Raw genomic sequence first — 24,825 nt, forward strand, 5'->3', positions numbered from 1 at the left:
AATTTTGACATTTTGTTTGTGGTCACCTACTGAGACCAAGCCGCACGATAAACGGCCGGAGGCGCACCGAGTTCCTGCCGGAAGCTTGTCGAAAAATGGCTTCCGCTCGAATATCCGCACATCAAGGCTATTTCCGTGATCGAGTGAGAGGTCGTCCGGAGGAGGAAACTTGCCCGTTCGAGCCGGCGGCTGTTGAGGTAGGAATGCGGCGAGGCGCCTGTCGATTGCTTGAAGGCTCTGCACAGATGGGTAGCGCTCATTCCAAACTCTTGCGAAAGCTCCGTCAACGTCAGTTTCTCGCTCAAGAGGTCTTCGATCCTTTCGGTGATCCGCCTGAGAACGACCGGCGCAAGCCCGCCTCGCGTGCCCTTTTGCGGTCCGTTTGAACGCCGGAGCATCAGTCCGAAAATCGTTGTCAGGTGACCCTCGACAATCAGGCCGCTCGCCCGGTCGGATTGTGAGAGTTCACCAGCAATCTTGCGCGCCGCAAACTGGATCGCGAGGTCGTTGAAACCAAGTTCCGGCTTCAGACGCTCAGCCCTTCCGAATTCGTCGAAGAGGTTTCGGGCAAACTGTCTCTCGACCGATATCAGAAGATAAGATGCCGTCGAATCTCCTTCATCCCAGCCGCTCCAGGTGCGGCCAGGTGGAACGTAGGCCAGCGATCCCTCGGGACGGGCGACGAATCCGATCCGGCTTCCGTCCAAGTAGTTCTCGCCGGCGGTCGCAGTTCCCTGAATATTGAGAAAGATGGAGTGCTTATCGGCCGAAACCTCGATTTCCTGACGTTTCAGGCCCGTCCGGCGTACCAGGTCGGCTCTCACCCCTTTCCATTGCCCTTGCCGGTGCAGGACGGTCTCACAGTTGGAAGACTTGATGCAGCTCGGCTCCATGCAACCACGCATTCGGTTCCATCACTCCTGTCTGCAAACGAGTTTTAGCGATAACGCGCTGCACCTCAAGTTGCCAATCCGACGCTTATTAACCGATGGTCGAATTTCACGCGAATTTTTTGAAAGTACATCAAGATTCTGAATGAGCGGACATCGTCGATCACAAATTATGCCGTGCAGCATCGCCGCCCGATCCTCCGATAACGTGCAAGCTGCGGCGATGCATGTGAGGACGATCCGTACATGCATGATTTTTCCGACTTTCTTGAAGAATGCGAGCGTGCCCCGCGCCTGAACGAGCTCGCGGCCTTCTTCGCGTCCACCGCAGCCGGCCATTCAGGCGTCCCCTCGCACCGGCCAACAATCGACCGTCGCCTGCTGCCCAGGGATACGATCTTTAGGCGTTTTATCGCCCTTCACGAAATCCGCCAGGGTCCGTTCGATCAACATTATCTGAGCAGTATTCCTTACCGCTTTGAGGAGGAATGCCGGCTAGGATGCGGGATACTCAGGTATGCCACGAGCCGGCGGCGATCACTCAAACTCTACTCCCTCGGAACTGCCGAGGGTACGATGGCACGCACAGTCAGCGAGCTTGGGGTTGGAAAGGTTCAGTCACTTTCATGCAGTCCCAACGTAGAGAACCTGCGCAGCTTCTATGCCTACGGCGTGCCGCCGCACGCAACCTTCTTCCAAGGGCCGTTTCATCATCTCACAGTCGACGTCATCCGCGCCTCCGAAGACTTGAGGGCCTTTGCGAGCGGCTTCGATATCATTCTCGAGGACACGACATTTCAGATGTATTCGCCAAACCGGGAGGAGCAGGTTCGATTCGTCTCACAGCATCTGACGCCGGACGGCATCTTCGTGTTTGTTGAGAAGTTCAAGCATGATGAGAGAGAATATCGTCGTCGCGAATACCAAAAGGACTTCGGTTTCAAGACCCGCTTCTTCAGCGGCGATGACATCAGAGCAAAGGAGGAACAGGTGCTCACGCGGATGAACGAGAGCGAGGTGACGCTCGCCGAAATGGCCAAGGTGCTGAAGCCGCTTTTTGAGCACTGCTATGTGACGTGGAATAGCGGTAATTTCTATACGCTTGCCGCAAGCAACAGCGCGGACAACATCGAACAATTCATCGGAAAGCTCTGCGCGCCCGCCCTGCCGGTCGAATACGTCTACGAAGATATTCCTCGTAAGCTCTAGCCGTCAGTTGCCCTCGCCTAGCACGTTCAATCACTCAGCAGGCGAATTCTCGCGTCGCGCCGTAGCTCGCACAGACAACGCAAGCAACGCCCTATTCTTCGCGCGGGCGCAGTTTGGTCATTGCTTCTACAAGCGCCAAAAGTGACTCCACCGCATCAGCGGGAAGCGACTCGATCACTTTGATGAGCTTTCGGCGCTTGTCCGCCTCGGAGGGTGTCTTTCCAAACCGATATGGAGCGGCTGCCATGATGAAGTCAATCGGTGAAAAATCCAGAACTTCGCTCAGATGGATGAGCCGGGTGACGTGCATCTTCGTCTCATTGCGCTCGTAGCGGCCGTAGACTTGCTCGTGCAGGCCGAGAAACGGCGCCACCTCAGCCCTGGTCAACCCGGTCCTGTCGCGCGCCTGCCGGAGCGCTTCGGAAATGCGGCGATCGAGCTCGCCAAGTTCGGGCCCTTCGAAGCCGGGACAACGATAGATGGCTTTATCGATCTCCGGATCGGTCGTCTCAACGAGACGTTTGTCCTCGACGTACCTGTCAAATTTTGTCGTCATTAAAGGCAGCCTATCATTGTCCTACCTCCCTCTTACATCACCCTCACTGCATCTGGCTACCGCGGACGCCGGCAACGGAAATAGGAGCACAGGTCAAGAAATGGCAGCTACTTGACGAGGAGTGAGACGTGATGCGCGGCAAAGCCTCCCTTGCGTGCATCCGGCCGCAAGCGCCAGACGTCATTGCGAGGGTCGCCCTGATGACCGCTTCCGCCAGGGATGGATGCCCGACACAGGCTGGCCAGGTTCCGCCTTAACGACAGCCCGGCCCGCAGGGCGGCGCAAACCGCCTCACAAGGCGACGAAATCGGCTGTCGTTATGTTGGCATTAAAACGCGCAATTCTCCTTAAACGTGTCACGAGATTGCGGGCGCACCTTTGCGGGGGAGAGCGATGGCGGCGATCAAAATGAAGTCCTACACGTCTCCAACGCGGATCCTGCTTGTGCTCGATTGGGAAGACGGAAGCCAGACGTATAACTGATTTCCTCCAACCACACAGGGACGCATGGAGATGGAAGGCGAGCAACTGGGCTTTGCTTGCGAGCAGACGGGGAGAGCCGAGAGGTCAGCCTACCCGTTGGTGATCCTCTCGAGCCCTCTCAGGGGACCCGAAAGCGCCCCCTGCGTGTCCTTTTTGGCGGAAGGACAGGAGCAACTTAGGCAGAGTGCGCGCGCTTGGAAAGTTGGACCAAGGTCCGATTGGAAGGAGGGAGGCTGCAGGAGGGTTGGTCCGCGACATCCTAAAGCCTCCCTCATCCTTCGGGGCAGAAGGACATGGGTCACTTAGCGCTCACAGAACGCTCGGGTAGTCGGACTTAGGTCTGACGAGTTCACCGCCATTTTGCGAGTCTAGCGGGATTTCCGGCACACCCGCTCGTCACAAGAGTCCCGGAAGAAGCGGAAACGCAGGAGGAATCAGAGCCCGTGAGCTAGGACCTTCTGGCAGCCTGGCGACAAACGCTGCATGTTTTCCCTGAGGCAGGCGATGCCGCGTCCGCCGCCGAGCGGAACGGCACGGCAGTAAGACCGGAAGTCCGGCCCGCAGGCCTCGCGGGCAATGACCATTTCCTCACGCGGTGAAAGCTGCGGTGCGGCCGCGGCCGGCGCTTCGGCGTCGGGGGTGCCAGCATCCGGCGTGGCCGGCGCCGTCGATGCATCGGAAGACGATTTCGGCGCGGCGGCCTTGCTGCCTCCGCCGAGCGCGCTGATTGCCTGCTTGCATCCCGACGAGAGTGACGTTTCGTGCTGCTGCAGGCAGGCAAGCGCCTCCTTGCCTCCCGGCGTGACGCCGGAGCAATTGGACATGAAATCGCTGCGGCAGGCGGACTTGATTGCGTTGCGCTGCGCGTCGGTCGGTTGCTGCGCCAAGGCGGCACCCGCGAACAAGGCGACGCCCAGCACGGACAGGCCAAGTCTCCTTCTCCACATGCCACGTCTTTCCAGTGACGACGACGAGAAATTTTCCATAGTTCCTCTCCCTGCGGAAATCACAGTGTCGACCATGTCGGCATCGTGAGGCTGCTCTAGCCCTCTTCCTCCGAGGGCGCTCCATTGCTTTATCGACGGGGCAGAAGATCGAGCGCGGCGGCCCGTTCGTTCCTCGCCGGGAATAGCAATTCTCAATGCTACGTCTGTGCGTCGGGCACCGCCACCGCGCGGCGCTTCCGGTATTCCTCGAAGTGCTGCAGGATCACGTAGAAGGACGGCACCAGCAAAACCGCCAGGCACGTCGATGCAATCATGCCGCTGAAGACGGAAATGCCGATCGATCGGCGGGCGTTGGCGCCGGCGCCGGTCGCCAGCACCAGCGGCACCACGCCAAGGATGAAGGCAAACGACGTCATCAGGATCGGCCGGAAACGCAGCCGCGCGGCAAGCACGGCGGCAGCGGCGATTTCCATGCCCTGCGTGCGTTTTTCACGTGCATATTCAACGATCAGGATGGCGTTCTTCGAGGAGAGCGCGATGAGCAGAATGAGACCGATCTGGGTGTAGAGATTGTTGGCAACGCCGAGCGCCGTCAGTGCGCCGACCGTCCCGAGCAGAGCGAGAGGAACGGCGAGAATGACGGCGAACGGCAATATCCAGCTTTCGTATTGTCCGGCCAAAACGAAATAGACAAGCAGAATGGCAAGGCCAAAGACGTAGTAGATCTGCCCGCCGACCGCCCTCTCCTGATAGGACAGCGCCGTCCACTCGAAGCCGGCGCCTGGCGGCAGCGTCTGATCGGCAATCTGCTCCATGACATCGAGCGCCTGCCCCGAACTGAAGCCGCTGGCGGGACCCCCGACGATCGTGGCGGTAGGATAGAGATTGTAGAGACTGATCAGCGACGGCCCGGGCACGCTGGTGACATCGATCACAGTACCAAGCGGGACCATGGTGCCATCGCCGGCCTTGACCTTCAGGTTGCGGATATCATCCGGCCGCACGCGAAAATTCGGATCCGCTTGCACATAGACCTGGAAGGTACGGCCGAACTTGTTGAATTGGGTAACGTAGCTCGATCCGACGTAGCCCGAGAGGGCGGAGAACACCTGCCCGACCGTGACGCCAAGCGTCTCGGCCTTGATGCGATCGACCGAGACCTCAAGCTGGGGAGCATCCGCGCGGAACGACGTCTGCAGCCGCTGCAGCGAGGATTGCGAATTCCCGTGTTCGACGATCGTGTCGGCCAGCGTCTGCAGCAGCGGGAAATCGAAGCTGCCGTCCTTGAGCAGCACCTGCATGGTGAAGCCGCTGGCATTGCCGATGCCCTGGATCGCAGGTGGGACCAAGACCAGCATCTTGGCCTGCATGACACTTTCCAGTGCGCCATTCAGATGCTGGTATATCGACGGCAGATCCTGGCCTTTTTCCTTTCCTCGCACGTTCCAGTCCTTGAGAACGACATAGGCGACACCGGCGTTCGGCAGGCTTGCATTGTTGTCGAGGACCGAAATGCCGCTGATTGTCAGAACCTGATCGACGCCCGGTGTCGCCTCGGCGATCTCGCTGACCCGCAGCATCACGGCATCGGTGCGCTCCTTCGACGCACCATCCGGCAGCTGCGCGCTGATCAGCACGTAGCCTTGATCCTCGATGGGAAGGAAGGCCGTCGGAAGCCGGGCGAGCCCCCAGAAGGCAACACCAATCAGCGCCAAACCCACGAGGACTGCGATGGCACTATTGCGCACAAGGCCGGCGACGAGCCGGGAGTAGCCGTTCTCAGCGGCATCATAGATACGATTGAAGCTGCGATAGAAAATGTTGCGCTTCTCGGGCGCAACGGGCGGCCGCAGCCAAAGGGCGCATTGCGTCGGTTTCAACGTTATCGCGTTGATCGCGCTGATCAAAGCGGTCGCGGCAATGACCAGCGCAAATTGTCGGTATAGCTGCCCCGTCAACCCAGGCAGGAAGGCAGCCGGAATGAAGACCGCCATGAGAACCAGCGTAATACCGATGACCGGACCGAGAAGCTCGTCCATCGCCTTTTCTGCCGCTTGCCTACCGGGCATCCCCTCCTCGACGTGACGTGACACGCCCTCGACGATGACGATCGCGTCATCGACAACGATGCCGATCGCAAGGACGATCGCAAACAATGTCGACAGATTGACGGTGAACCCAAGGGCTGCCATCGCCGCAAAGGCACCGATGATCGTCACCGGAACGGTCGTCGCCGGCACGAGCATGGCCCGCCAATCCTGCAGGAAGAGCAGGATCACGATCAGCACCAGAACGCCGGCCTCGATCAGCGTCACGTAGACTTCGCGAATCGACGCCTTCACGAATTTCGTCGTATCGAACGGCATGCTGTATTCGAGGCCAGGCGGAAAGCTCTTTGAAAGCTCCGCCATCTTCGCCCTGACGGATTCGGCAACTGCGATGGCATTTGCGTCCGGCAACTGGAAAATGCCGATGCCGGTGGCGGGGCGCCGGTTCTGCAGGAATGACTGGCTATAGGTTTGAGCGCCAAGCTCGACACGGCCAATGTCGCGCACGCGCGTTATCCGGCCGCCACTGTCGGAATCGACCTTGACGATGATGCCTTCGAAGTCGGCGACTTCGTTGAGACGTCCGCTGATATTCAACGTGTACTGAAAATCCTGGCCGCTTGGCACTGGCGGTAGTCCCACCTGCCCCGCAGTGACCTCCTGGCTCTGCTGCTGAATGGTGTTGACGACGTCCTGCGGCGTCAATCCCCGGGCTTGCAGGAGATCCGGGTCCATCCAGATACGCATTGCGTACTGGCCCGTGCCGAAGACGCTGACATTGCCGACGCCTGAAAGCCGGGCGAGTTCATTCTGCAGGTTGATGACAGCATAATTTGACAGAAAAAGGCTGTCGTAGCGGCTATCTGGCGAGGTGAGGCTGACGAAACCGAGGATCGATGTCGACTTCTTCTGCGTCGTCACGCCTTGCACCTGCACCGCCTGTGGCAGTGAGGGCATGGCAATGGCGACACGGTTCTGCACGAGGACCTGCGCCTGGTCGGGATCCGTGCCGATCGCAAAGGTGACGGTCAACGAATAGGTGCCGTCGCTGGCACTGGTCGATTGCATGTAGAGCATGTTTTCGACGCCGTTGACCTGCAATTCGATTGGCAGTGCAACGGTGTCCACCAGGGTTTTGGCGCTCGCGCCCGGATAGCGCGTCGTCACCTGCACGGTGGGCGGAACCACGTTCGGATATTGCGCAACCGGCAGCTGGAAGAGCGCGACGGCACCGATCAGGACGAACACCAGAGCAAGGACGTTTGAGAGCACCGGCCGCTCGATAAAGAAGCGCGAAATCATCTTGTTCGCCTCCTGGAGCGGGTCCGGCGCCGTCTCATGGGACCTTCGATCCGCTGGGATCGCCTGTTGCCGCGGCGGCGTCTATCGTGATTTTCTCCGGCGTGACTTTCATGTCGGGCACGGCCCGCTGGATGCCGGCCATGACAACCCAGTCGCCAACGGCGATACCCTGCTCGATGACCCGCATCGAGCCGTCGCGCTGGCCGATCTTGACCGGTCGCTGTTCGATCACGTCGTCCTTGCCCAGCACCAGCACATAGTTCCCCTGCTGGTTGGTGCCGATCGCATCATCACGAACGAGAAGCGCCTTGTCCTGATGGGCCACGGGAACACGAACCCGAACGAAAAGGCCTGGCAGGAGGGCGTGGTCCTTGTTGTCGATGATACCGCGAACCGAAAGCGTGCCCGACGAGGCATCGATCTGCGGAGCGACATAGTCGAGATGGCCTTTGTGCGGATATCCCTGTTCGTCCCCCAGCCCGATTTCCACCGGTATGGTTGGGAGATCGACTTGTGTCAGCTTTCGTCCTGCCCTTGCGAGGCTCTGCTTGATCCTCAGCACCTGCGCTTCGCTGACGTTGAAATAGACGTACAGCGGATCGGTTTGCACGATGGTGGCAAGCTTTGTCGGGCCGGACACTCCGACCAGAGCGCCGACATCGACGAGATGATCGGTCACCGTGCCATCGAAGGGCGCCACAACCTCGGTGTATCCAAGATTGATGTTTGCAAGATCGAGGCTGGCCTGCGCGTTCAGAATGGAGGCGTTTGCCTCATCGAGCGTCGCCTTGGCGCTGTCGACAGCCGTCTGCGTCGTTACCTGCTGCTTGTTGAGATTGAGTTGCCGGTCGTATTCCTGCTTCGCCCCGACCTGCGACGCCTGCTGCGAGGCCAACTGCGCCTGAGCTTGATCGACCTGCGCCTTGTAGGTGTCCCGCTGGATGCTGAAGAGCTTGTCGCCCTTCTTCACTGCAGTGCCATCCTTGTAGTCGACCGACTCAAGAAAGCCCTGGACGCGCGCTTCGATATCGACGGCGCTGATAGCATCAGTATTGCCTGTCAGCTCGAAGTATTCAACTACCGGCTGTTGCAGCGGTTGCGCGACATTGACCTTGGGCGGCGGCGGCGGCACATACGCATTGCCCCCGCTGTCGCATGCCGATAAGCCGGCGACCACTGCCAAAATCCCGATAAACTGTAGCCCTCGATACGATCTACCACGCATTTCCCTGCCTCGATGAATGCACGAGCTTCGGATTTCATGCGTGCCTCGCGGTGGATCCCAACACTCCAGGGGCCGAGGCGGAGTGTAGTATGGGACAATATTTCCGCGAAAGGCAATAGCAACGCACGCGATAAAGAGTTGCCGATACAAGCCGAGATGTGCGAAAAGAGATGAACTTACAGTTACATTTCGGCAGCAAGAAAAGAAACGTGCAGTAGCTGCGCTTCCGTCCGGTCGGGCGGAGGTTGCCGAGCCGTTTTGAAGTGTCTCAAAGGCACGCCCTAAAGGAGTAGGCTCGCCTACCCCTTTCTAGCGATGGCAATGGCGCCGGCAACCTTAACGCACCCAGCATTCAACGCGTACCCCATCAACCGTTGCCAAAGTGAGGGCCGTGACATGTCGAAATTCATCTTGCCGACGCGCTTCAAGGTACTGGTTGCCGTGTGCGCGGTAACTGCCGGATTGAGCGGCCCGACCGGGGCATGGGCGGACGACTCGAAGGAGCTGCTGAAGGCAATGTCCGACTATATGGCGGCTCAAAAAAATTTCTCCTTCGACTATGTCTCGTCGGTGGAAGCCGTGACGCCGGCCTTCGAGAAGCTCCAGTTCGTCAGCTCAGGGACCGCAACGGTCAGCCGGCCGGACAAGATTCGGGTGACGCGGACGGGAGGCTTTGCCGACCTTGAGGCGAGCTTCGACGGGACGAGATTCACGGTTCACGGAAAGAACCTCGATGCTTACGCCCAGATCGACGCGAAAGGCAGCCTCGACGAACTCTTCGACCGGCTCGAAAATGCCGGCGCCGAGATTCCGGGCGCCGACCTCTTGCTGTCGAACAGTTTCGATATGCTGATGGACGGCGTCACCGAGGCCAAGCACATCTCAAGCGCCGTTGTCGACGGCATCGAATGCGAATACCTGACCTTCCGAAAGAATGATGTCGACTGGCAGATCTGGATCGAGACGGGCTCGAAGCCTATTCCGAAGCGCTATGTCGTCACCAGCAAGCATGTCGTGCAGGCACCGGAATACACGCTTGAGGTCCGGAATTTCCGCACGGGAGAAGATGCGAAGGCGGCAAGTTTCGCGATCGACATCCCTGGCGATGCAAAGAAGGTCGACCTCAGTGAACTCGGTCAGATCGATGAGCTGCCGGCGCCGGCGGGCCCAATGGGAGACGCACAATGAACACTGTCGTACGGATTTTCGCCTTTGCGCTCGCAGTCGCCTTTGCCTCTCTTGACGTCAGCATCGAGGGCAATGACCTGACAACCTTGACCGTCAGGGCGTCCACCCCGGCCGAGGCGGTGGTCGGACGTCCGCTGACGCCGCTCTCCTACGCGGGCGTCGCCCGCCGGACCACCCGCCGTGTCGTGCGTCGGACAAACGTCTACATCAGCACTCTGCCGGCGGGCTGCGTCTATGGAGCGTACTATGGGGGCTACTATTACCGCTGCGGATCGCTCTACTACGCCAAGAGCGGCGCTACCTATGTGCAAGTGGTGATCGAATAGAAGGCTCGAGCATTCACGTCTGCTTCAAGGGCAAGTCAGGAAAGGAATGTGCTTGAGCCACAGCGACCGGCGCATCAGGTGCGCCGTGCGCATCCTCCAGGAACTGCCCGGCCAGCAGCTGTTCCAGTATATCGACGACCATGGCGCCTGCCATCCCATCCAGTGAGACGGGCATCCCGGGCCGATGTCAGCTCGCGGCAATTCCGCACCGGGGTGCAACACAAATCGCAGCACTGGCCGCGCTCGAACCGCAGCAAAGCCAGCGTGGACGCGCGCGGCAGATGAACGAGATCATCGATGCGGTTGCCGAACGCCTGGTCAACACACGAAAGCGTCGAAATGGGCGAGCTTGCCACGCTGGCGGGTGCCCGGCCGAGCCGAAGCGCCAGATTGTTGCGCTGGATGGACGAGGGGAAATCGTTGCGCTACGCTGGTTGAAGGGCCTCAACGGCCGCTGACAGCGGCTGGTTTGCTGCATTCGCACGCTTCACGACGATTGCAATGGAACCAAATCGCACCTCAGTCCGTTATGGGCCATTGCCGCGAATGCGGCCACGGGAGATGGCGCCAGGGCGCCAGGGCGCAAATGGCACGTCAGACCTATTGGAAGGGCTATCTCAAGCTGTCACTCGTCACCGCCGCGGTATCGCTGACGCCGGCGACAACGGAAAGCAACCAGCTTCGATTTCATGTCCTGAACCGAAAGACGAAGAACCGCGTCGAAAGCCGCTACGTCGACAGCGTCACCCGCAAGCCGATTGCCGACAAGGATCAAGCCCGAGGATATCCGCGCGGCGAGGACGACTACGTCATTCTCGAAGACAAGGAACTCGACGAAGTCGGCTTGGAAAGCACGAAGACGATCGACATCGATACCTTCGTGCCGCGCGGCTCAATCGACTGGATCTGGTACGACAAGCCACATTTTCTCACCCCGGAGGACAAGGTCGGCACCGAAGCTTTCTGTGTGATCCGCGAATCGATGAACGCAAACGATGTCGTTGGCATCGCCCGGCTCGTCCTCTACCGGCGCGAACGGGCAGTCCTGCTTGAGCCGCAGGGCAAGGGCATTATTCTGTGGACGCTTCATTTCGGCGACGAGGTTCGCCCGCCGGCAGCGACACTGGACAGCCACAGCAAGGTGGATGACACCGTGCTCTCCCTGATGAAGAAGCTGGTGAAGGACCGGACCGAGGAATGGCAACCGGCCATGGTGCAGGACCCGATCCAGAAACGGCTGAGGGCAATGATCCGTGCGAAGCAGAAAAGCCTCGTCAAAGCGACACCACCATCTTCCAAGGGGCAGCCACCGAAACCGACGGGCAACGTCGTCAATATCATGGACGCACTGAAGAAAAGCCTCGCCAAGGAAACAGGCCGTCCGAAATCTCACTGAGACATCGCATCCAGCAGTCCGTTATTTTTGCTTCTCGAGCGGGACGGCAGCGGCAAAGAAGTCCGCCCACGGATCGCTTCGCAAGGTATTGAGACGCGCCGGAGCGTTGTCGACCGTGAAATAGGCCGGGCCGATTTCCTCGGTCAACTCTTTCCACTCAAGCGGCATGGAGACGGCAGCGCCGGGGCGTGCGCGCGTCGAATAGGCGGCGACAGCCGTATTGCCGCGCCCATTGCGCAGATAGTCGATGAAGATCTTGCCGTTCCGCTTCGCCTTCGTGGCGGTTGCCAGATATTTATCCGGCTGATCTTTCGACATACCGTCGGCGAGCGCCTTGGCGAAGGCCTTGACCTGCGTCCAGCTGGCCTTCGGTTTCAGCGGCGTCACGACATGCAGCCCCTTGCCGCCGGAGGTCTTGACGAAGGCCGCGAGACCGGCCGCTTCCAGACGCTCCTTCAGTTCATGGGCGGCGGCGATCACATCCGTCCAGCTGACGCCATCAGCCGGGTCAAGATCCATCGTGATCATGTCGGGCCGTTCCCAACTGGCTGTCGTGGCACCCCAGGGATGGATCTCCAGCACCGCGGACTGGACAAGCGCAATCATCCCGTCGAAGTCCATGATGCGCAGCAATTTCTCGCCGCCCCTGTCCTTCGGATCGGTGATCTGTTCGATACTCGAATTCATGCCCTTCCAGGCATGCTTTTGAAAGAACCGCTGTCCGCCAATACCATCAGGACAACGCAGCAGCGCCAGCGGCCGCTTGGTGACATAGGGTTCGATGAAGCGCCACACCCCCGCATAATAGCTGGCCAGCCCCTGTTTCGTGATGCCCTCCTCCGGCCAGTAAATGCGATCTGGGTGGGTGAGCGTGACGCTGGACTGAGGCAGTTCCTTTGCGGTCTTACTTGTTGCTTCGGGCATCACATCCTCTGGCGCCTTGTCTTCCCTCAAGCCACGAAACGCAGCATGCCGCAAATTGCCGTCGGCCGACCAGGCCTGAAACTCCACCTCGGCAACGAGCTCCGGCCTGACATAGACCAGCCCACGGCGCTCTTCGGCAGTGAGTTCATCGTCAAACGAATTCTCACTCTGCTCCATCGCCGACAACGTGTCATAGAGATCTTGTGCGACATTGACGCTGAAGCCCGTTCCTACCCTGCCGACATGCTCGAGCTTGCCACTGCGGTTGACGCCCATGGCAAGCGAGCCGATCGCATTTTTCATCGAGGTCGACGGCACATAGCCGCCGATGACCAGTTCCTGCCTCTGCAGGCATTTTGATTTGACCCATTCGCCAGTGCGCCCGGACACATATTCACTGTCCGCCAATTTCGAAATAATGCCCTCAAGACCGAGCTGGCGGACATGGTCCAGCACCAAGGCACCTTTCTCAGCGAAATGCTCGCTGTAGCGGAGCCTTCCGTCAGCGTCTGCCAGCAGACCCAACAGCAACGCCTTGCGGTTGATGAGCCGGGCTTGCTGCAGGCCGTATCCGTCAAGATAAAGCAGATCAAAGGCGTAAAAGACAAACCGATCGTGACGCCCTTGACTGAGATCGTTCTGGAGGGACGAAAAGTCGGAGGCGCCGTTTTCCCGCTCGACGACGATCTCTCCATCCAGGATGGCTGACTTGGCCGGCAGTGCCACGAAAGCATCGACAATCTCTTGGCCGAACTTCTCGGTCCAATCGAGGCCGCTGCGCGTGAGCAGGGTCGCCCTGCCATTCTCAAGCCGTACCTGCAGCCGGTATCCGTCAAATTTGATTTCGTGGATCCACCCTTCGCCCGACGGCGGTTTGGTCTTGAGCTTGGCAAGCTCGGGCTCGACAAAGGCGGGCATCGCGGCCTTTTCGGCTCCCTTTGGCCACTCATGGCGTTTCGGCTTGGGCGGGGTCGCTGCAGGCTTGGCGGAGGTCGGCTTTGACGTGCCCTTGGGGCGGGAGTTCCAGGTGGCGTCAGGGTGCTTGGCAATCTCTTCGATCTTGCGGCCGCTCTTGACCGATTCCGGCCGCTGTTTGAGAATGTCGCCCTTGTGGCGCGCTTCCTCGTCCTCGGCCTTGATGAGCAGCCAGTTTTCCTGTCTCTCGGCCGGTTTGCCGTGCATCCGAACGAGATGCCAGCGGCCGCTGAGTTTCTCACCGTCGAGGTCGAACTCCAGATGGCCCTTCTTGTAGCCCTTATGCGGATCGCCATTCGGCGTCCATGTGCCCCGATCCCAAACAAGCACCGTGCCGCCACCATATTGCCCCTTCGGGATGATGCCTTCGAAGTCGCCATAGTCCAGCGGGTGATCCTCGACGTGAACGGCAAGCCGCTTTTCATCGGGATTGAGGCTTGGCCCGCGTGTGATGGCCCAGCTCTTCAGCGCGCCATCGAGCTCAAGCCGGAAGTCATAGTGAAGTCTCGTCGCATCGTGTTTCTGAATGACGAAGCTGAGCGCTGCAGGTGCCGCAGACTTGGTGCCACGCCGGCTTCCTCGCGGCTCCGGCGTCACCTTGAAATTGCGCTTTGCCTGATAGGCCTCCAGAGCCATGGTCAGCTCGCCTTCGTCTGCCCGCTAGCGGCGCGTTTGCTGGCCGGTGGCTTAGCACTCAGCTTGGCGCTCTGGCGCAGGGCGTCCATGAGATCGATGACCTTGCCCCGCGGCTTTGGCTTCGCTCTCGGCAGCTCCCTGCCCTCGATTTTCGCCTTCACCAGCTCCGAAAGCGCCGTCTCGTAGCGATCGTCATATTCCTGCGGATTGAAGGCGCCCTTTTTCGTGCCGATGATATGGCCGGCCAGTTCGAGCATTTCGTTGTCGAACTTCATATCCGGAATGTCCTTGAAGACGGTATCGGGCTTGCGGACCTCGTAGTCGAAGCTCAACGTCGTCGCGACGACATAGTCGTCCTGCGGCCGGATCAGCACCGTGCGGTTACGGCGAAACAGCACGGCCTCTGCGATCGCCGCAACCTTTTGATCGTGCATGGCGCGAGCGATCAGTACGAGAGCCTCCTCGTCATCTTCGCCCGCCGGCGCCAGATAGTAGGGGCGATCGAAATAGAGCTTGTTGATTTCATTGTAGGGTACGAAGTTCTGCACGTTCAGGACTTTGTCGCTCTGCGGCATGACGCCGGCGATCTCGTCGCCCTCGATGACAATGTATTCGCCGTTGTCCAACTGATACCCCTTGACCTGGTCATCCCGTTCAACCGGTTTGCCGTTCTCGCTGTCAACGAACTGGCGCTCCACGCGATGGCCGGTCTTGCGGTTGATGATGTTGAACGAGATGCGGTCCGAGGTGGAGACGGCAGTGTATAATCCCACGCCGCACACGAGGTCTCCGACCTTCAAATGGCCTTTCCAGCTTGCCCGAGCTGCCATGACATTCCCCTCAGTTGTCGTTTTGCAGTTTAGTCCGGCGCCTTTCGTCCAAGGCTATGATCTTCTCAACGGATGCGACGTCGTCGCTCGTCACTACCGGAACCGGGTCGGCAGCGATGGCTTCGAGCACATCCTTCGATAGCCCTCCGTTGCGGATCACCCACTCAAGGGTCTCACGGGTCTGGCGTTCGGCCTTGAGCTGCGCGTAGAGCGCGATAATCAGCCGGTCTCGGGCATCCATCTGCCCGCTCTTGCGATCGATCTTTCGGATGTGAGGCACGTGATCACCCGCCCGCGTTTGCAACGAGAGGATTCAACAGATTGGAGGCAAAAAAGTTCCCGGACTGCGCAGCTCCGGCACTGTTTTTTGCTTTGATGGCAACCCTAGAAGCGCAGCGGAGGCGAAGAAACGATCTCCTCCTTGCCCTGTCAATGTTTTGCCGGCCGCCTCAAGATCGTGGCGCCGGTTGCTGAAACCGGATCGCTCGCTGGAAAAGTGCCTTCCAGTCCCTCGTCGAGCTGTTCTTCTATGGCGCTGCGATCGCCTGCTGCACGAGCGCCCGGCCGCCTGGTCAATCAGAGTTGACTTCACCCCATCGGCGGCAGCCATCTCCAACAGGACCGCCTTGGCTCGTTGCAGCAACAGGACGGAAACCACCTCGCCGCCATCGCCGAGGAATTCGATCGTGAAGCTTGCCGCCCATTTCGAGTGACCTGTGTGCCGACAACGTGCAACGACGTTCCGCTTCAGCTTTTCTTCTGCTTTCAAGGCGCAAGCCACGATCGAATGTTCCGAGTTGCGGCCAGCGGTGCGGTGTCCAGCGCGCAAAAAAATAGCCACCGCTTGCACGGTGGCTGAGAGTATGAGGTCAAGGACCTCCAGAGGGAACAGTTGCGTCATCGACCGGGAGGATGGTCGACATGCGTCAGCAACCGTCGTCAATATGCAGCTTTGGCGCCGTCCGCTCAATCAACCATGGACCGAAATCCGCTATTTGCGGAAACCATCTTTCCAGATTTTTGCGGAAACGCGCGATATTCTACCCGCACACTCCCGGGCAGCTCAGCCGTGCGGAGCCCTGGCGCCGAAACGAGGAGGATCAGGGCTTGGACGGCCTCGCTGGCCCGGTCGATTCCCGCAGTATGAGTTCGACAGGCCACAATTCGTGGATCTCCAGCGCGGACCGCCCCGAGAGCAATTGCAAGACAAGATCGGCGCAACGCGATCCGGCCGCACGCATCGAAGAGCGCGTCGCCGAAAGCGACGGCACCATGTTGTCTGCTGTCAGGTACGGAAAAACGTCGTCGTGGGCGATCACCGAGACGTCTCGGCCGATCTGCAGCCCCAGCGATCGAACCGCGCGATAGACGCCGAGCGCCGTCATCATGGATCCCGCCACAAAGGCAGTCGGCGGGTTCGGTTGTTCCAGGAAGGACCGCGCGAAACGAAAGCCAAGCTCGTCGGTGAAGTTTCCGTTCGCGATCAGCTGCGCATCGGGCTCTATACCGTGGCTTTGAAGGGCCTTGCGAAACCCGCTGTCTCGATGAAGGGCGTAGGTGGCGCCCGGCCGGCCATTGATCATTGCGATACGCCGATGGCCGAGGTCGATCAGATGCGATGTTGCTCGTTTGATCGCGGCTTCGTTGTCGATGTCGAGCCAGGCATGCGGCACGTCGATGGCGGATCGGCCATGCACAAGAAACGGCATGCCGAGTTCGTGCAGTAGCGCAATGCGCTCATCGTCGGGTTTGGGCGAATGCACGATGATGGCGTCCACGCGTCGACTTTCCACGAGTCGTCGATAAAGCTGCATCTCGTCTTCATGGTTCGGATCCGCCATCGGGATGACGAGAATGTCGGTCTCCTCTGCCACCAGTCGCTCCGCCATACCGGCCATGAACTCGGCAAAGTGGAATTCGCCGGCCCGCCCCATCACCACGCCGATCGCCCCGGCCCTACCGGTCTTCAGCCGCACTGCGTTGACGTTCGGGCTGTAGCCCAGCCGGACCGCAGCTTCGGCAACACGTGCACGTGTGGTCTCGCTCACCTCGGGGTAGCCGCTCAGCGCCCGACTGACAGTTGTCGGCGACAATCCCACCTGCTTCGCGAACTCTTTAAGCCTCATACGACATTGTGTCTTTCGTCCTGGCCTACCTGGCTGGACGCCAGCAGGTGCTGTCTTCCTTATGGCCTAAGCGTCGCAGTTCGCAAACAGCCAAACCGTTTTCAATTCTAGATATTCCTCGGCGGGCGATCCTGTTCTTTTCCCACAACCGAAATCAACGCCATCCCTCTGATTTTTCTGTGTTATCAATATGTGATTGCGGTTGTGCGACTTTGGCACGAGTGCCCGCTTGACTCAATATCGACCTTCTGACAGTTTTTTCCAACCAAACCGTTTTCAATTTTCTCAATGTTTGGTTCTTTTGGGAGGAAGATATGAAGTTTCGTTTCACAGCGGTCGCCATTGCTGCCGCGTTGATTGGCGTCGCACAGCCGTCCTTTGCCGTAAACATCAGCATCTCGGCCAGCTCCACCGGCAAGAACCTGGAGCTGTTCCGCAAGCAACTCGACGCCTTCGAGAAGGCAACCGGCAACAAGGTCAGCATCGTGACCATGCCATCCTCCTCGACCGAGCAGTTTTCGCAGTATCGCCTCTGGCTCGCCGCCGGCAACAAGGACGTCGACGTCTATCAGACGGACGTGATCTGGGCGCCGCAGCTGGCCGACCAGTTCGTCGACCTGAAGGATGCGGCGAAGGATGTCGTCGGCGATTTCTTCCCGTCGATCATCGCCTCGCAGACCGTGAACGGCCGCCTCGTCGCCATGCCGCTCTACACCGATGCACCGGCGCTGTTCTACCGCAAGGACCTGCTCGACAAGTACGGCAAGCAGCCGCCGAAGACCTGGGACGAAATGGCGGCAACCGCCAAGGAAATCCAGGAGAAGGAACGCGGCGCCGGCCAGAAGGATCTCTGCGGCTTTGTCTTCCAGGGCAACGCCTATGAGGGTCTGACCTGCAACGCGCTGGAATGGGTCAAGTCGTCGGGCGGCGGTCAGATCATCGAAGCGGATGGCACCATCTCCATCAACAACGAGAAGGCTGCAGGCGCGCTCGACCGTGCCAAGGGATGGATCGGAACAATCTCTCCTCCCGGCGTCCTCGCCTATCAGGAAGAAGAGTCCCGCGGTGTCTGGCAGACCGGCAACGCCGTCTTCATGCGCAACTGGCCCTATGCCTACGCGCTCGGCAATGGCGCAGACAGCGCCGTCAAGGGCAAGTTCGACGTCGCAACGCTTCCGGTCGCCAAGGAAGGCGACACCCCGTCATCGACGCTCGGCGGCTGGAACCTTGCGGTCTCCAAGTATTCGCAGAACCAGGACGCCGCCATCGCGCTCGTCAAGTTCCTGACCTCCCCGGAACGCCAGAAGCAGCGCGCCGTCGAGCTCTCGAACCTGCCGACGCTGCAGGCGCTCTACGACGACAAGGACATCGCTGCCGCGCAGCCGTTCATGCCGAACTGGAAGCCGATCTTCCAGAACGCCGTTCCGCGTCCCTCCGCTTCGGCCAAGGTCAAGTACAACGAGGTGTCCTCGAAGTTCTGGACCGCCGTTCACAATTCCCTCTCCGGCAACGGTACTGCCGCAGAAAACCTCGAGCTTCTCGAAGCCGATCTGACGTCGCTAAAGGGCGACAACTGGTGATTGACAGTACCGGCAGCGGCGGCCCCCCGCCGCTGCCCTCTCCTGAAGACGCCATCGTCAATCGCCTCAAGAAGCGGGGACCTCATGACTGAAGCCGCAATGCCTCAAAGCGTCGGATCGCGAGCGCGCGCCGCCAGCACCTCGTCGGATTTGCACGCCGAGCGCGTCCGCTCGGCCTGGATGTTCCTGGCTCCGACCCTGTTCATTCTGGCAGTCGTTGCCGGATGGCCTCTTTTCAGAACGGTCTATTTCAGCTTCACGAACGCATCGCTCACCAGCCTCGGCGACGCGCAGTTCGTCGGCTTCAAGAATTATCTCTCCTGGATCACGCTCAAGAGCGGGCGCACCGTCTATAGCGGCCTGCTGGCCGATCCCGCCTGGTGGGGCGCCGTCTGGAACACGATGAAATTCGCGTTTCTGTCAGTGACCATCGAAACCGTCCTCGGCCTCGTCGTCGCCTTGGTGCTGAACGCCCAGTTTCCAGGCCGCGGCATCGTGCGTGCCGCCATTCTCATTCCCTGGGCGATCCCGACCATCGTTTCCGCCAAGATGTGGGCCTGGATGCTCAATGATCAGTTCGGCATCTTGAACGACATCCTGCTTGGCCTCGGCCTGATCAGCCAGAAGATCGCCTGGACCGCCAATCCCGACACGGCGATGATCGCGGTACTGATCGTCGATATCTGGAAGACGACGCCCTTCATGGCGCTGCTCATTCTCGCCGGCCTGCAGATGGTCCCCGCCGATATCTACGAGGCGGCCAAGATCGACGGCATCAACCCGATCCGCGTCTTCTGGCGGCTGACGCTGCCGCTGGTGCGCCCGGCCATCATGGTCGCGGTGATCTTCCGCATGCTGGATGCCATGCGCATCTTCGACCTCATCTATGTGCTGACGCCGAACAATGCACAGACCAAGACCATGTCCGTCATGGCGCGTGAAAATCTCTTCGATTTCGACAAGTTCGCCTATGGGGCAACCGCTTCAACCGTGCTCTTCCTGATCATCGCAACGGTTACCGTGCTCTACATGTGGCTCGGTCGCGTCAAACTCGGTGGGAGCGAACGCTGATGTTGCTGACCCTGACCAAGAACACGCTCTTCTATCTGCTCGTCACCGTCATCGTCATCGTTGCGGTCTTCCCGTTCTACTATGCGATCCTGACGAGCTTCAAAGCCGGCACGGCCCTTTTCGAGGTGAACTACTGGCCGACTTCGATCTCGCTCACCAACTACACGACGGTCCTGACCACGGGCAGCTTCATTCGCAGCCTCGGCAATTCTCTGCTCGTCGCCTGCCTCGTCGTCGCGGCCTCGCTGCTGCTTGCCGTCACCGCGTCCTATGCGCTTGCCCGCGTCAATTTCCGCGGCCGGGCACTGCTGATGCTGACGATCCTGTCGGTCTCGATGTTCCCGCAGATCGCCGTGCTCGCCGGCCTGTTCGAGCTGATCCGCTGGATCGGCATTTTCAACACGCCTTTCGCGCTGATCTTCTCCTACATGATCTTCACCCTGCCCTTCACTGTCTGGGTGCTGACCACCTTCATGCGCGATCTGCCCATCGAAATCGAGGAAGCGGCGATCGTCGACGGCGCCTCCCCCTGGGTCATCATCACGCAGGTTTTCATGCCGCTGATGTGGCCTGCTTTGGTCACCACAGGCCTGCTTGCCTTCATTACGGCCTGGAACGAATTCCTCTTCGCCCTAACATTCACCTCGTCGGACGCTCAAAGAACCGTGCCGGTTGCCATCGCCCTGCTTTCGGGCGGCAGCCAGTTTGAAATTCCTTGGGGCAACATCATGGCGGCATCCGTCATCGTCACGGTACCGGTCGTTGTCCTGGTCCTGATATTCCAGCGACGCATTATTTCCGGCCTCACAGCCGGCGGCGTCAAAGGTTGAAGAAAGCAAGATATGGCACAGATTCGACTCGACAATATCCGCAAGAGCTTCGGTGCGCTCGACGTCATCAAGGGCGTCTCGCTTGATATCCGCAAGGGCGAATTCATGGTCTTCGTCGGCCCTTCGGGCTGCGGCAAGTCCACGCTGCTGCGGCTCATCTCTGGGTTGGAGGAGATCTCGTCGGGCACGCTGTCCTTCGATGGCGAAGCCGTTAACCGCTTTGCCCCCTCCAAGCGTGGCATCGCGATGGTGTTCCAATCCTATGCGCTTTACCCGCACATGACCGTGTTCGAGAACATGGCCTTCGGCATGAAGCTATCGGGCCGCAGCAAGGAGGAATGCAAGACCCGCGTCGAACAGGCAGCCGGCATGCTGCAGCTCTCGCCTTATCTGGAACGCCTGCCGCGGCAGTTGTCGGGCGGTCAGCGTCAGCGCGTGGCGATCGGCCGCGCCATCGTCCGCGACCCGAAGGTGTTCCTGTTCGACGAACCGCTGTCGAACCTCGATGCTGCGCTGCGTGTCGCGACCCGGCTTGAGATCGCCAAGCTTCATCGCAGCATGCATGGCACGACGATGATCTACGTCACCCACGACCAAGTCGAAGCAATGACGCTGGCCGACCGCATCTGCGTGCTGCGCGACGGCGTCGTCGAACAGGTCGGCACGCCGCTCGAGCTTTACGAGACGCCGAATTCCGTTTTCGTCGCCGGCTTCATCGGCTCGCCGAAGATGAACTTCCTGACGGGCGAATTCTCGGCACCCTACAATGCCCACACCATCGGCGTGCGGGCCGAACACATGGAGATCGTCCAGCAGGCGCCCGCCTGGACGGGAACCGTCATCCATTCGGAAATCCTCGGCTCGGACAGTTTCGTCTATCTCGACATCGGGATCGCCGAACCGCTCGTTGTTCGCGAAACGGGCGTATCGAGCCACCGACCCGGCCAGAAACTGGGCGTCGCCCCGCTAGTGGGCTGCATTCACCGGTTCGACCAATCCGGACGCGCGCTCGAGAGGATACCCCTCAAAGGCGCGGCCTGACACCCATCAAACCACAGGATCCGACCGCTTCCCATCGGTTTCGGACCACCATCGCATGAAGGAGCAGTAACTTGGCTATTCGCACCATTGTCTGGGGTGAAAACATCCACGAAACCACCAATGCCATCGTTCGGGGCATCTATCCGGAGGGCATGCACACCACGATTGCCAATGCGCTGAACACCGATCCAGCTATCAGCGCGACGACGGCGACGCTGCAGGAGCCTGAACACGGCCTGACCGAAGCGCGCCTCGCCGAAACCGATGTCCTCACCTGGTGGGGCCACAAAGACCATGGCGCCGTATCCGATGTCGTCGTCGAGCGCGTCGCCAAGCGCGTCTGGGAAGGCATGGGCCTTCTCGTTCTGCACTCCGGCCACTTCTCGAAGATCTTCAAGCGCCTGATGGGTACGCCCTGCGCTCTGAAGTGGCGCGAGGCCGGCGAGCGCGAACGCCTCTGGACCATCAACCCGCGCCACCCGATCGCAGCCGGTATCGAGGAGAATTTCGTGCTGGAAAACGAGGAAATGTACGGCGAGCAGTTCTCGGTACCGGAGCCGCTGGAAACCGTCTTCATTTCCTGGTTCCAGGGCGGCGAAGTCTTCCGCTCGGGCCTCACCTGGCGCCGTGGCGCGGGCAACATCTTCTACTTCCGCCCCGGCCATGAAACCTATCCGACCTATCATGATGCCAACGTCCAGAAGGTACTCATCAACGCCGTGAAATGGGCTTATAACCCGCAGGGCGATCTCAAGAGCATCACCGATGCCCCGAACGTTCCGGTCGAAAAGGCGCTCGAACCGATCGTCGAGCGCGGTCCGAGACTGCACCAGGCCGGCGAAGCCGGTTACCGCTGAGGAGCATAGCAATGCGTCTACTCGTTCTTGGCACAGGCGTTATGGCCAAAAACCAGGTTGCCAACTTTCTCGCCATTGATGGCGTGGAGGTTGTCGGCGCCGTTGATACGGACCCGGTCCGCCTCGCCGAATTTGCCGATCACTTCCACATCGAGAAGCGTTTCCAGACGCTCGAGGAAGCGATCGCATGGGGCGAATTCGATTCCGCCACCAACGTCACGCCGGATCGCATCCACCACGCGACCAGTCTGGCGCTGATCGCCGCCGGCAAGCATGTGTTTTGCGAAAAGCCGCTGGCGGAAAACTACGCCGACGCGCTGGAGATGACGGAAACCGCGGAAGCTGCAGGCGTCGTCAACATGGTCAACCTGACCTATCGCAATGTGGCGCCTCTGCAGCGCGCCCGCGAAATGGTGCTGGCCGGCGAGCTCGGCACGATCCGCCATGTCGAAGCCTCCTACCTGCAGAGCTGGCTGGTTTCTCGCGCCTGGGGTGACTGGCGCACGGAATCGCGCTGGCTATGGCGCCTGTCGACCGGTCACGGTTCGAACGGCGTGCTCGGCGATGTCGGCATCCACATCCTCGACTTCGCCGCCTATGGCGCAGCAACCGACATCGACCATGTCTTTGCCCGCCTGAAGACCTTCAACAAGGCACCGGGCGGCCAGATCGGCGAATATCTCCTCGACGCCAACGACAGCTTCACCATGTCGGTCGATTTCACCAACGGTGCGCTCGGCGTCATTCACGCCACCCGTTGGGCGACCGGCCACCTCAACGAATTGAAGCTGCGCATCTACGGCGAAAAGGGCAGCCTGGAAGTGATCCATCGTCCCGATGGTTCGGACCTGCGCGGCTGCTTCGGCGAGGACATCGAGACCGCCACTTGGCGCGACATCGAAGTGCCCGCGGTTCTCACCAACTACCAGCGCTTTGCGGAAGCGGTCAGAACCGGAAAGCAGGACGACCCGACCTTCCGCCACGCTGCCAACCTGCAGAAGGTCATCGACCTTGCGATCGTGTCGGAGAAGGAGCGGCGGGAGCTCAATCTGCTGGAGGCCTCCGAACAGGATAGCCCAGCAGACAAGCGGATACCGCCGCTGACTGTCGTGGTCTGAATACAAGGGGACGAGCTGCCAGCCAGAAACGATAAGGGCTCGCTCATGCGGGCCTTTGTCGCCTTGGATTTACTATCGAAGGCGCTCTGCCAGCAGACCAATCAAAGCCGCATCGGCATTTGCGAAAGCGAGCCTCAGATAACGCTCCTGCCCTTCTCCAAAATAGCTTCCGGGCAAGCAAACGACGCCCGTCTCTTTTGCCAGCCGCTCCGCGACGGCCGATGAACCGAGCTGTTCAAAGGGATGACGGATGAAGGCGAAGTAGGCGCCGATCGCGCCGATCTCCCAACCGGGCAAGACTGCCATTACGGCCTTTAGCGCATCCGCGCGGCGCGCGATTTCCAGACGGTTGCCAGCACGCCAACCGGCGAGGATTGGCATCGCCTCGGCAACGGCGATCTGCGCCGCGCGCGGAGCGCAGATCTGCATATTGTCCATCACCTTGGTAATCTCGGCGACGACGCTCGCACCGGCCGTGATCGCTCCGAGGCGATGGCCGGGAATGCAGAAGGACTTCGAAAAGCTGTAAAGCAGGATAAGCGTGTCTTCCCAGCCCGGAATTGTCAGCAGCGGATGCGGCGCGCCGTAACCATCGGGCAGAAAGTCGCGATAGGTCTCGTCGACGATCAGCCACGCCCGGTGCTTGCGGCACAACATCAACAGGTCGCGCAGCAGCGCCGGCGGATAGATCGCGCCGGTCGGATTGTTCGGCGTGACGATCGCCAGCACCTTCGCACCTTGCGCCAGAGCCTTTTCGGCGGACTGGACGTCTGGCAAGAAACCGTTCTGCGCATCGCACTCGACGAGGGCACGCTTGATGCCAAGCATCGACAGCGTCGTTTCCTGATTGAAATAGAACGGATTGGTCAGCGCCACCGTATCGCCGGAACCGGCAAGCGCAATCGCCACGGACATGAAGGCCTGATTGCAGCCGGCGGTTATATGGATGTTGTCTGACGACACCGCGGCGCCGTAGACTTCCGACATATGCCGCCCATAGGCTTCCCGCAGCACGTCCTCGCCCTCGATCGGCCCGTAGCCGGTCATCTTCGGTGAGGACGCGGCTTGGCCCAACAGCCGCAGCATATCGGGGTGCGCGGGATAGCCGGGCACGGCCTGCGAAAGGTCGACCAGCGGCCCCTTCCCGCCCTTGTATTCACGAGCCCAAGCAAGGACGGACGGGATAGGCGGGGGAGACAGTCGCGCAACAAGCGGATTGGGTTCGGCAGACATGCGTATCTCTTACGGAACGAGGTGGACCAGACTC

22 protein-coding genes and 1 pseudogene are annotated in these 24,825 nt (G+C 60.1%); 11 read left to right on the top strand and 12 right to left on the bottom strand.

The genetic code is table 11. From position 1 onward, the window contains the following. Positions 1-26: 26 nt before the first annotated feature. Positions 27-824 carry a helix-turn-helix transcriptional regulator gene (locus tag BSG20_RS06995; protein ID WP_244541273.1) on the bottom strand — a complete coding sequence of 266 codons (798 nt, stop codon included), beginning with the start codon at positions 822-824 and terminating at the stop codon, positions 27-29. A gap of 312 nt (positions 825-1,136) precedes the next feature. Between BSG20_RS06995 and BSG20_RS07000 the strand changes: the two genes are divergently transcribed. Next, positions 1,137-2,099: a class I SAM-dependent methyltransferase gene (locus BSG20_RS07000; RefSeq protein WP_072372748.1), complete on the top strand. Its 963-nt coding sequence runs from the start codon at positions 1,137-1,139 to the stop codon at positions 2,097-2,099. Between the two features lie 91 nt (positions 2,100-2,190). Here the strand turns inward: BSG20_RS07000 and BSG20_RS07005 are convergent, their stop codons facing one another. From BSG20_RS07005 to BSG20_RS07020, 4 genes are all read right to left on the bottom strand, one after another. After that, on the bottom strand, positions 2,191-2,655 hold the full coding sequence (locus BSG20_RS07005) for a helix-turn-helix domain-containing protein (RefSeq protein WP_072372751.1): 465 nt from the start codon (positions 2,653-2,655) through the stop codon (positions 2,191-2,193). Between the two features lie 917 nt (positions 2,656-3,572). Then, positions 3,573-4,124 carry a hypothetical protein gene (locus tag BSG20_RS07010; RefSeq protein ID WP_072372754.1) on the bottom strand — a complete coding sequence of 184 codons (552 nt, stop codon included), beginning with the start codon at positions 4,122-4,124 and terminating at the stop codon, positions 3,573-3,575. A gap of 158 nt (positions 4,125-4,282) precedes the next feature. After that, positions 4,283-7,435: an efflux RND transporter permease subunit gene (locus BSG20_RS07015; RefSeq protein ID WP_072372757.1), complete on the bottom strand. Its 3,153-nt coding sequence runs from the start codon at positions 7,433-7,435 to the stop codon at positions 4,283-4,285. 34 nt (positions 7,436-7,469) lie between these two features. Further along, positions 7,470-8,660 (bottom strand): efflux RND transporter periplasmic adaptor subunit, encoded by a 1,191-nt coding sequence (locus tag BSG20_RS07020; protein WP_072372760.1) that lies wholly within the window; start codon positions 8,658-8,660, stop codon positions 7,470-7,472. Positions 8,661-9,056: 396 nt separating this feature from the next. Between BSG20_RS07020 and BSG20_RS07025 the strand changes: the two genes are divergently transcribed. Both BSG20_RS07025 and BSG20_RS07030 read left to right on the top strand, forming a co-directional pair. Next, positions 9,057-9,848, top strand: coding sequence for a DUF2092 domain-containing protein (locus BSG20_RS07025; protein ID WP_072372763.1), 792 nt, complete (start codon positions 9,057-9,059; stop codon positions 9,846-9,848). Next, positions 9,845-10,174: a hypothetical protein gene (locus BSG20_RS07030; RefSeq protein WP_072372766.1), complete on the top strand. Its 330-nt coding sequence runs from the start codon at positions 9,845-9,847 to the stop codon at positions 10,172-10,174. Before BSG20_RS07025 ends, BSG20_RS07030 begins: the two co-directional genes overlap by 4 nt. A 13-nt stretch (positions 10,175-10,187) precedes the next feature. On the opposite strand, the gene BSG20_RS38360 is transcribed toward BSG20_RS07030, so the two are convergent. Beyond that, positions 10,188-10,316 (bottom strand): hypothetical protein, encoded by a 129-nt coding sequence (locus BSG20_RS38360; RefSeq protein ID WP_280142170.1) that lies wholly within the window; start codon positions 10,314-10,316, stop codon positions 10,188-10,190. Positions 10,317-10,455: 139 nt separating this feature from the next. On the opposite strand from BSG20_RS38360, the gene BSG20_RS37265 reads away from it, so the two are divergent. Both BSG20_RS37265 and ku (BSG20_RS07040) read left to right on the top strand, forming a co-directional pair. Then, a complete protein-coding gene (locus BSG20_RS37265) occupies positions 10,456-10,632 on the top strand; it encodes a hypothetical protein (RefSeq protein ID WP_244541275.1) in 177 nt (58 codons plus the stop codon). A 128-nt stretch (positions 10,633-10,760) separates the two neighbouring features. Continuing rightward, complete coding sequence (gene ku / locus BSG20_RS07040; protein ID WP_072372771.1) at positions 10,761-11,570, top strand: non-homologous end joining protein Ku; 810 nt, start codon at positions 10,761-10,763, stop codon at positions 11,568-11,570. A 21-nt stretch (positions 11,571-11,591) separates the two neighbouring features. On the opposite strand, the gene ligD is transcribed toward ku (BSG20_RS07040), so the two are convergent. The 5 genes and pseudogenes from ligD to BSG20_RS07065 form a co-directional block, all read right to left on the bottom strand. Continuing rightward, positions 11,592-14,105: a DNA ligase D gene (ligD, locus tag BSG20_RS07045; protein ID WP_072372774.1), complete on the bottom strand. Its 2,514-nt coding sequence runs from the start codon at positions 14,103-14,105 to the stop codon at positions 11,592-11,594. Positions 14,106-14,107: 2 nt separating this feature from the next. Continuing rightward, complete coding sequence (ku, locus tag BSG20_RS07050; protein WP_072372777.1) at positions 14,108-14,935, bottom strand: non-homologous end joining protein Ku; 828 nt, start codon at positions 14,933-14,935, stop codon at positions 14,108-14,110. A 10-nt stretch (positions 14,936-14,945) separates the two neighbouring features. Continuing rightward, positions 14,946-15,215 (bottom strand): hypothetical protein, encoded by a 270-nt coding sequence (locus BSG20_RS07055; RefSeq protein ID WP_072372779.1) that lies wholly within the window; start codon positions 15,213-15,215, stop codon positions 14,946-14,948. Between the two features lie 149 nt (positions 15,216-15,364). Then, positions 15,365-15,670, bottom strand: a pseudogene (locus tag BSG20_RS38795) (hypothetical protein). 365 nt (positions 15,671-16,035) lie between these two features. Further along, the gene (locus BSG20_RS07065; RefSeq protein WP_072372782.1) at positions 16,036-17,061 is read right to left on the bottom strand and encodes a substrate-binding domain-containing protein; all 1,026 of its coding nucleotides are present in this window, start codon (positions 17,059-17,061) and stop codon (positions 16,036-16,038) included. A gap of 314 nt (positions 17,062-17,375) precedes the next feature. On the opposite strand from BSG20_RS07065, the gene BSG20_RS07070 reads away from it, so the two are divergent. The 6 genes from BSG20_RS07070 to BSG20_RS07095 all read left to right on the top strand — a co-directional run bounded on the left by BSG20_RS07070 (position 17,376) and on the right by BSG20_RS07095 (position 23,558). Continuing rightward, positions 17,376-18,641: an ABC transporter substrate-binding protein gene (locus BSG20_RS07070; RefSeq protein WP_072372785.1), complete on the top strand. Its 1,266-nt coding sequence runs from the start codon at positions 17,376-17,378 to the stop codon at positions 18,639-18,641. A gap of 84 nt (positions 18,642-18,725) precedes the next feature. Next, complete coding sequence (locus BSG20_RS07075) at positions 18,726-19,712, top strand: carbohydrate ABC transporter permease (protein WP_072372787.1); 987 nt, start codon at positions 18,726-18,728, stop codon at positions 19,710-19,712. Beyond that, on the top strand, positions 19,712-20,542 hold the full coding sequence (locus BSG20_RS07080; RefSeq protein ID WP_037069880.1) for a carbohydrate ABC transporter permease: 831 nt from the start codon (positions 19,712-19,714) through the stop codon (positions 20,540-20,542). Before BSG20_RS07075 ends, BSG20_RS07080 begins: the two co-directional genes overlap by 1 nt. Positions 20,543-20,554: 12 nt before the next feature. Further along, positions 20,555-21,583, top strand: coding sequence for an ABC transporter ATP-binding protein (locus tag BSG20_RS07085; RefSeq protein WP_072372790.1), 1,029 nt, complete (start codon positions 20,555-20,557; stop codon positions 21,581-21,583). A 71-nt stretch (positions 21,584-21,654) separates the two neighbouring features. Continuing rightward, positions 21,655-22,440, top strand: a complete 786-nt coding sequence (locus tag BSG20_RS07090) for a ThuA domain-containing protein (RefSeq protein WP_072372793.1) — start codon at positions 21,655-21,657, stop codon at positions 22,438-22,440. Between the two features lie 11 nt (positions 22,441-22,451). Further along, positions 22,452-23,558, top strand: a complete 1,107-nt coding sequence (locus BSG20_RS07095) for a Gfo/Idh/MocA family protein (RefSeq protein ID WP_072372796.1) — start codon at positions 22,452-22,454, stop codon at positions 23,556-23,558. Positions 23,559-23,630: 72 nt separating this feature from the next. Here the strand turns inward: BSG20_RS07095 and BSG20_RS07100 are convergent, their stop codons facing one another. Next, the gene (locus BSG20_RS07100) at positions 23,631-24,791 is read right to left on the bottom strand and encodes an aminotransferase (RefSeq protein ID WP_072372799.1); all 1,161 of its coding nucleotides are present in this window, start codon (positions 24,789-24,791) and stop codon (positions 23,631-23,633) included. Positions 24,792-24,825: the final 34 nt, after the last annotated feature.

It is taken from the genome of Rhizobium tibeticum, from assembly GCF_900110205.1.
Lineage (GTDB): Bacteria > Pseudomonadota > Alphaproteobacteria > Rhizobiales > Rhizobiaceae > Rhizobium > Rhizobium tibeticum.

Coding starts and splice junctions, on each gene's coding strand:
- BSG20_RS07095 (WP_072372796.1), top strand. CDS start 22,452: ATGCGTCTACTCGTTCTTGGCACAGGCGTTATGGCCAAAAACCAGGTT.
- BSG20_RS07100 (WP_072372799.1), bottom strand. CDS start 24,791: ATGTCTGCCGAACCCAATCCGCTTGTTGCGCGACTGTCTCCCCCGCCT.
- ligD (WP_072372774.1), bottom strand. CDS start 14,105: ATGGCTCTGGAGGCCTATCAGGCAAAGCGCAATTTCAAGGTGACGCCG.
- BSG20_RS07005 (WP_072372751.1), bottom strand. CDS start 2,655: ATGACGACAAAATTTGACAGGTACGTCGAGGACAAACGTCTCGTTGAG.
- BSG20_RS07085 (WP_072372790.1), top strand. CDS start 20,555: ATGGCACAGATTCGACTCGACAATATCCGCAAGAGCTTCGGTGCGCTC.
- BSG20_RS07025 (WP_072372763.1), top strand. CDS start 9,057: ATGTCGAAATTCATCTTGCCGACGCGCTTCAAGGTACTGGTTGCCGTG.
- BSG20_RS07080 (WP_037069880.1), top strand. CDS start 19,712: ATGTTGCTGACCCTGACCAAGAACACGCTCTTCTATCTGCTCGTCACC.
- BSG20_RS07075 (WP_072372787.1), top strand. CDS start 18,726: ATGACTGAAGCCGCAATGCCTCAAAGCGTCGGATCGCGAGCGCGCGCC.
- BSG20_RS07015 (WP_072372757.1), bottom strand. CDS start 7,435: ATGATTTCGCGCTTCTTTATCGAGCGGCCGGTGCTCTCAAACGTCCTT.
- BSG20_RS07065 (WP_072372782.1), bottom strand. CDS start 17,061: ATGAGGCTTAAAGAGTTCGCGAAGCAGGTGGGATTGTCGCCGACAACT.
- BSG20_RS07020 (WP_072372760.1), bottom strand. CDS start 8,660: ATGCGTGGTAGATCGTATCGAGGGCTACAGTTTATCGGGATTTTGGCA.
- BSG20_RS07000 (WP_072372748.1), top strand. CDS start 1,137: ATGCATGATTTTTCCGACTTTCTTGAAGAATGCGAGCGTGCCCCGCGC.
- BSG20_RS07030 (WP_072372766.1), top strand. CDS start 9,845: ATGAACACTGTCGTACGGATTTTCGCCTTTGCGCTCGCAGTCGCCTTT.
- BSG20_RS37265 (WP_244541275.1), top strand. CDS start 10,456: ATGAACGAGATCATCGATGCGGTTGCCGAACGCCTGGTCAACACACGA.
- ku (WP_072372777.1), bottom strand. CDS start 14,935: ATGGCAGCTCGGGCAAGCTGGAAAGGCCATTTGAAGGTCGGAGACCTC.
- ku (WP_072372771.1), top strand. CDS start 10,761: ATGGCACGTCAGACCTATTGGAAGGGCTATCTCAAGCTGTCACTCGTC.
- BSG20_RS07010 (WP_072372754.1), bottom strand. CDS start 4,124: ATGGAAAATTTCTCGTCGTCGTCACTGGAAAGACGTGGCATGTGGAGA.
- BSG20_RS07070 (WP_072372785.1), top strand. CDS start 17,376: ATGAAGTTTCGTTTCACAGCGGTCGCCATTGCTGCCGCGTTGATTGGC.
- BSG20_RS38360 (WP_280142170.1), bottom strand. CDS start 10,316: ATGGTCGTCGATATACTGGAACAGCTGCTGGCCGGGCAGTTCCTGGAG.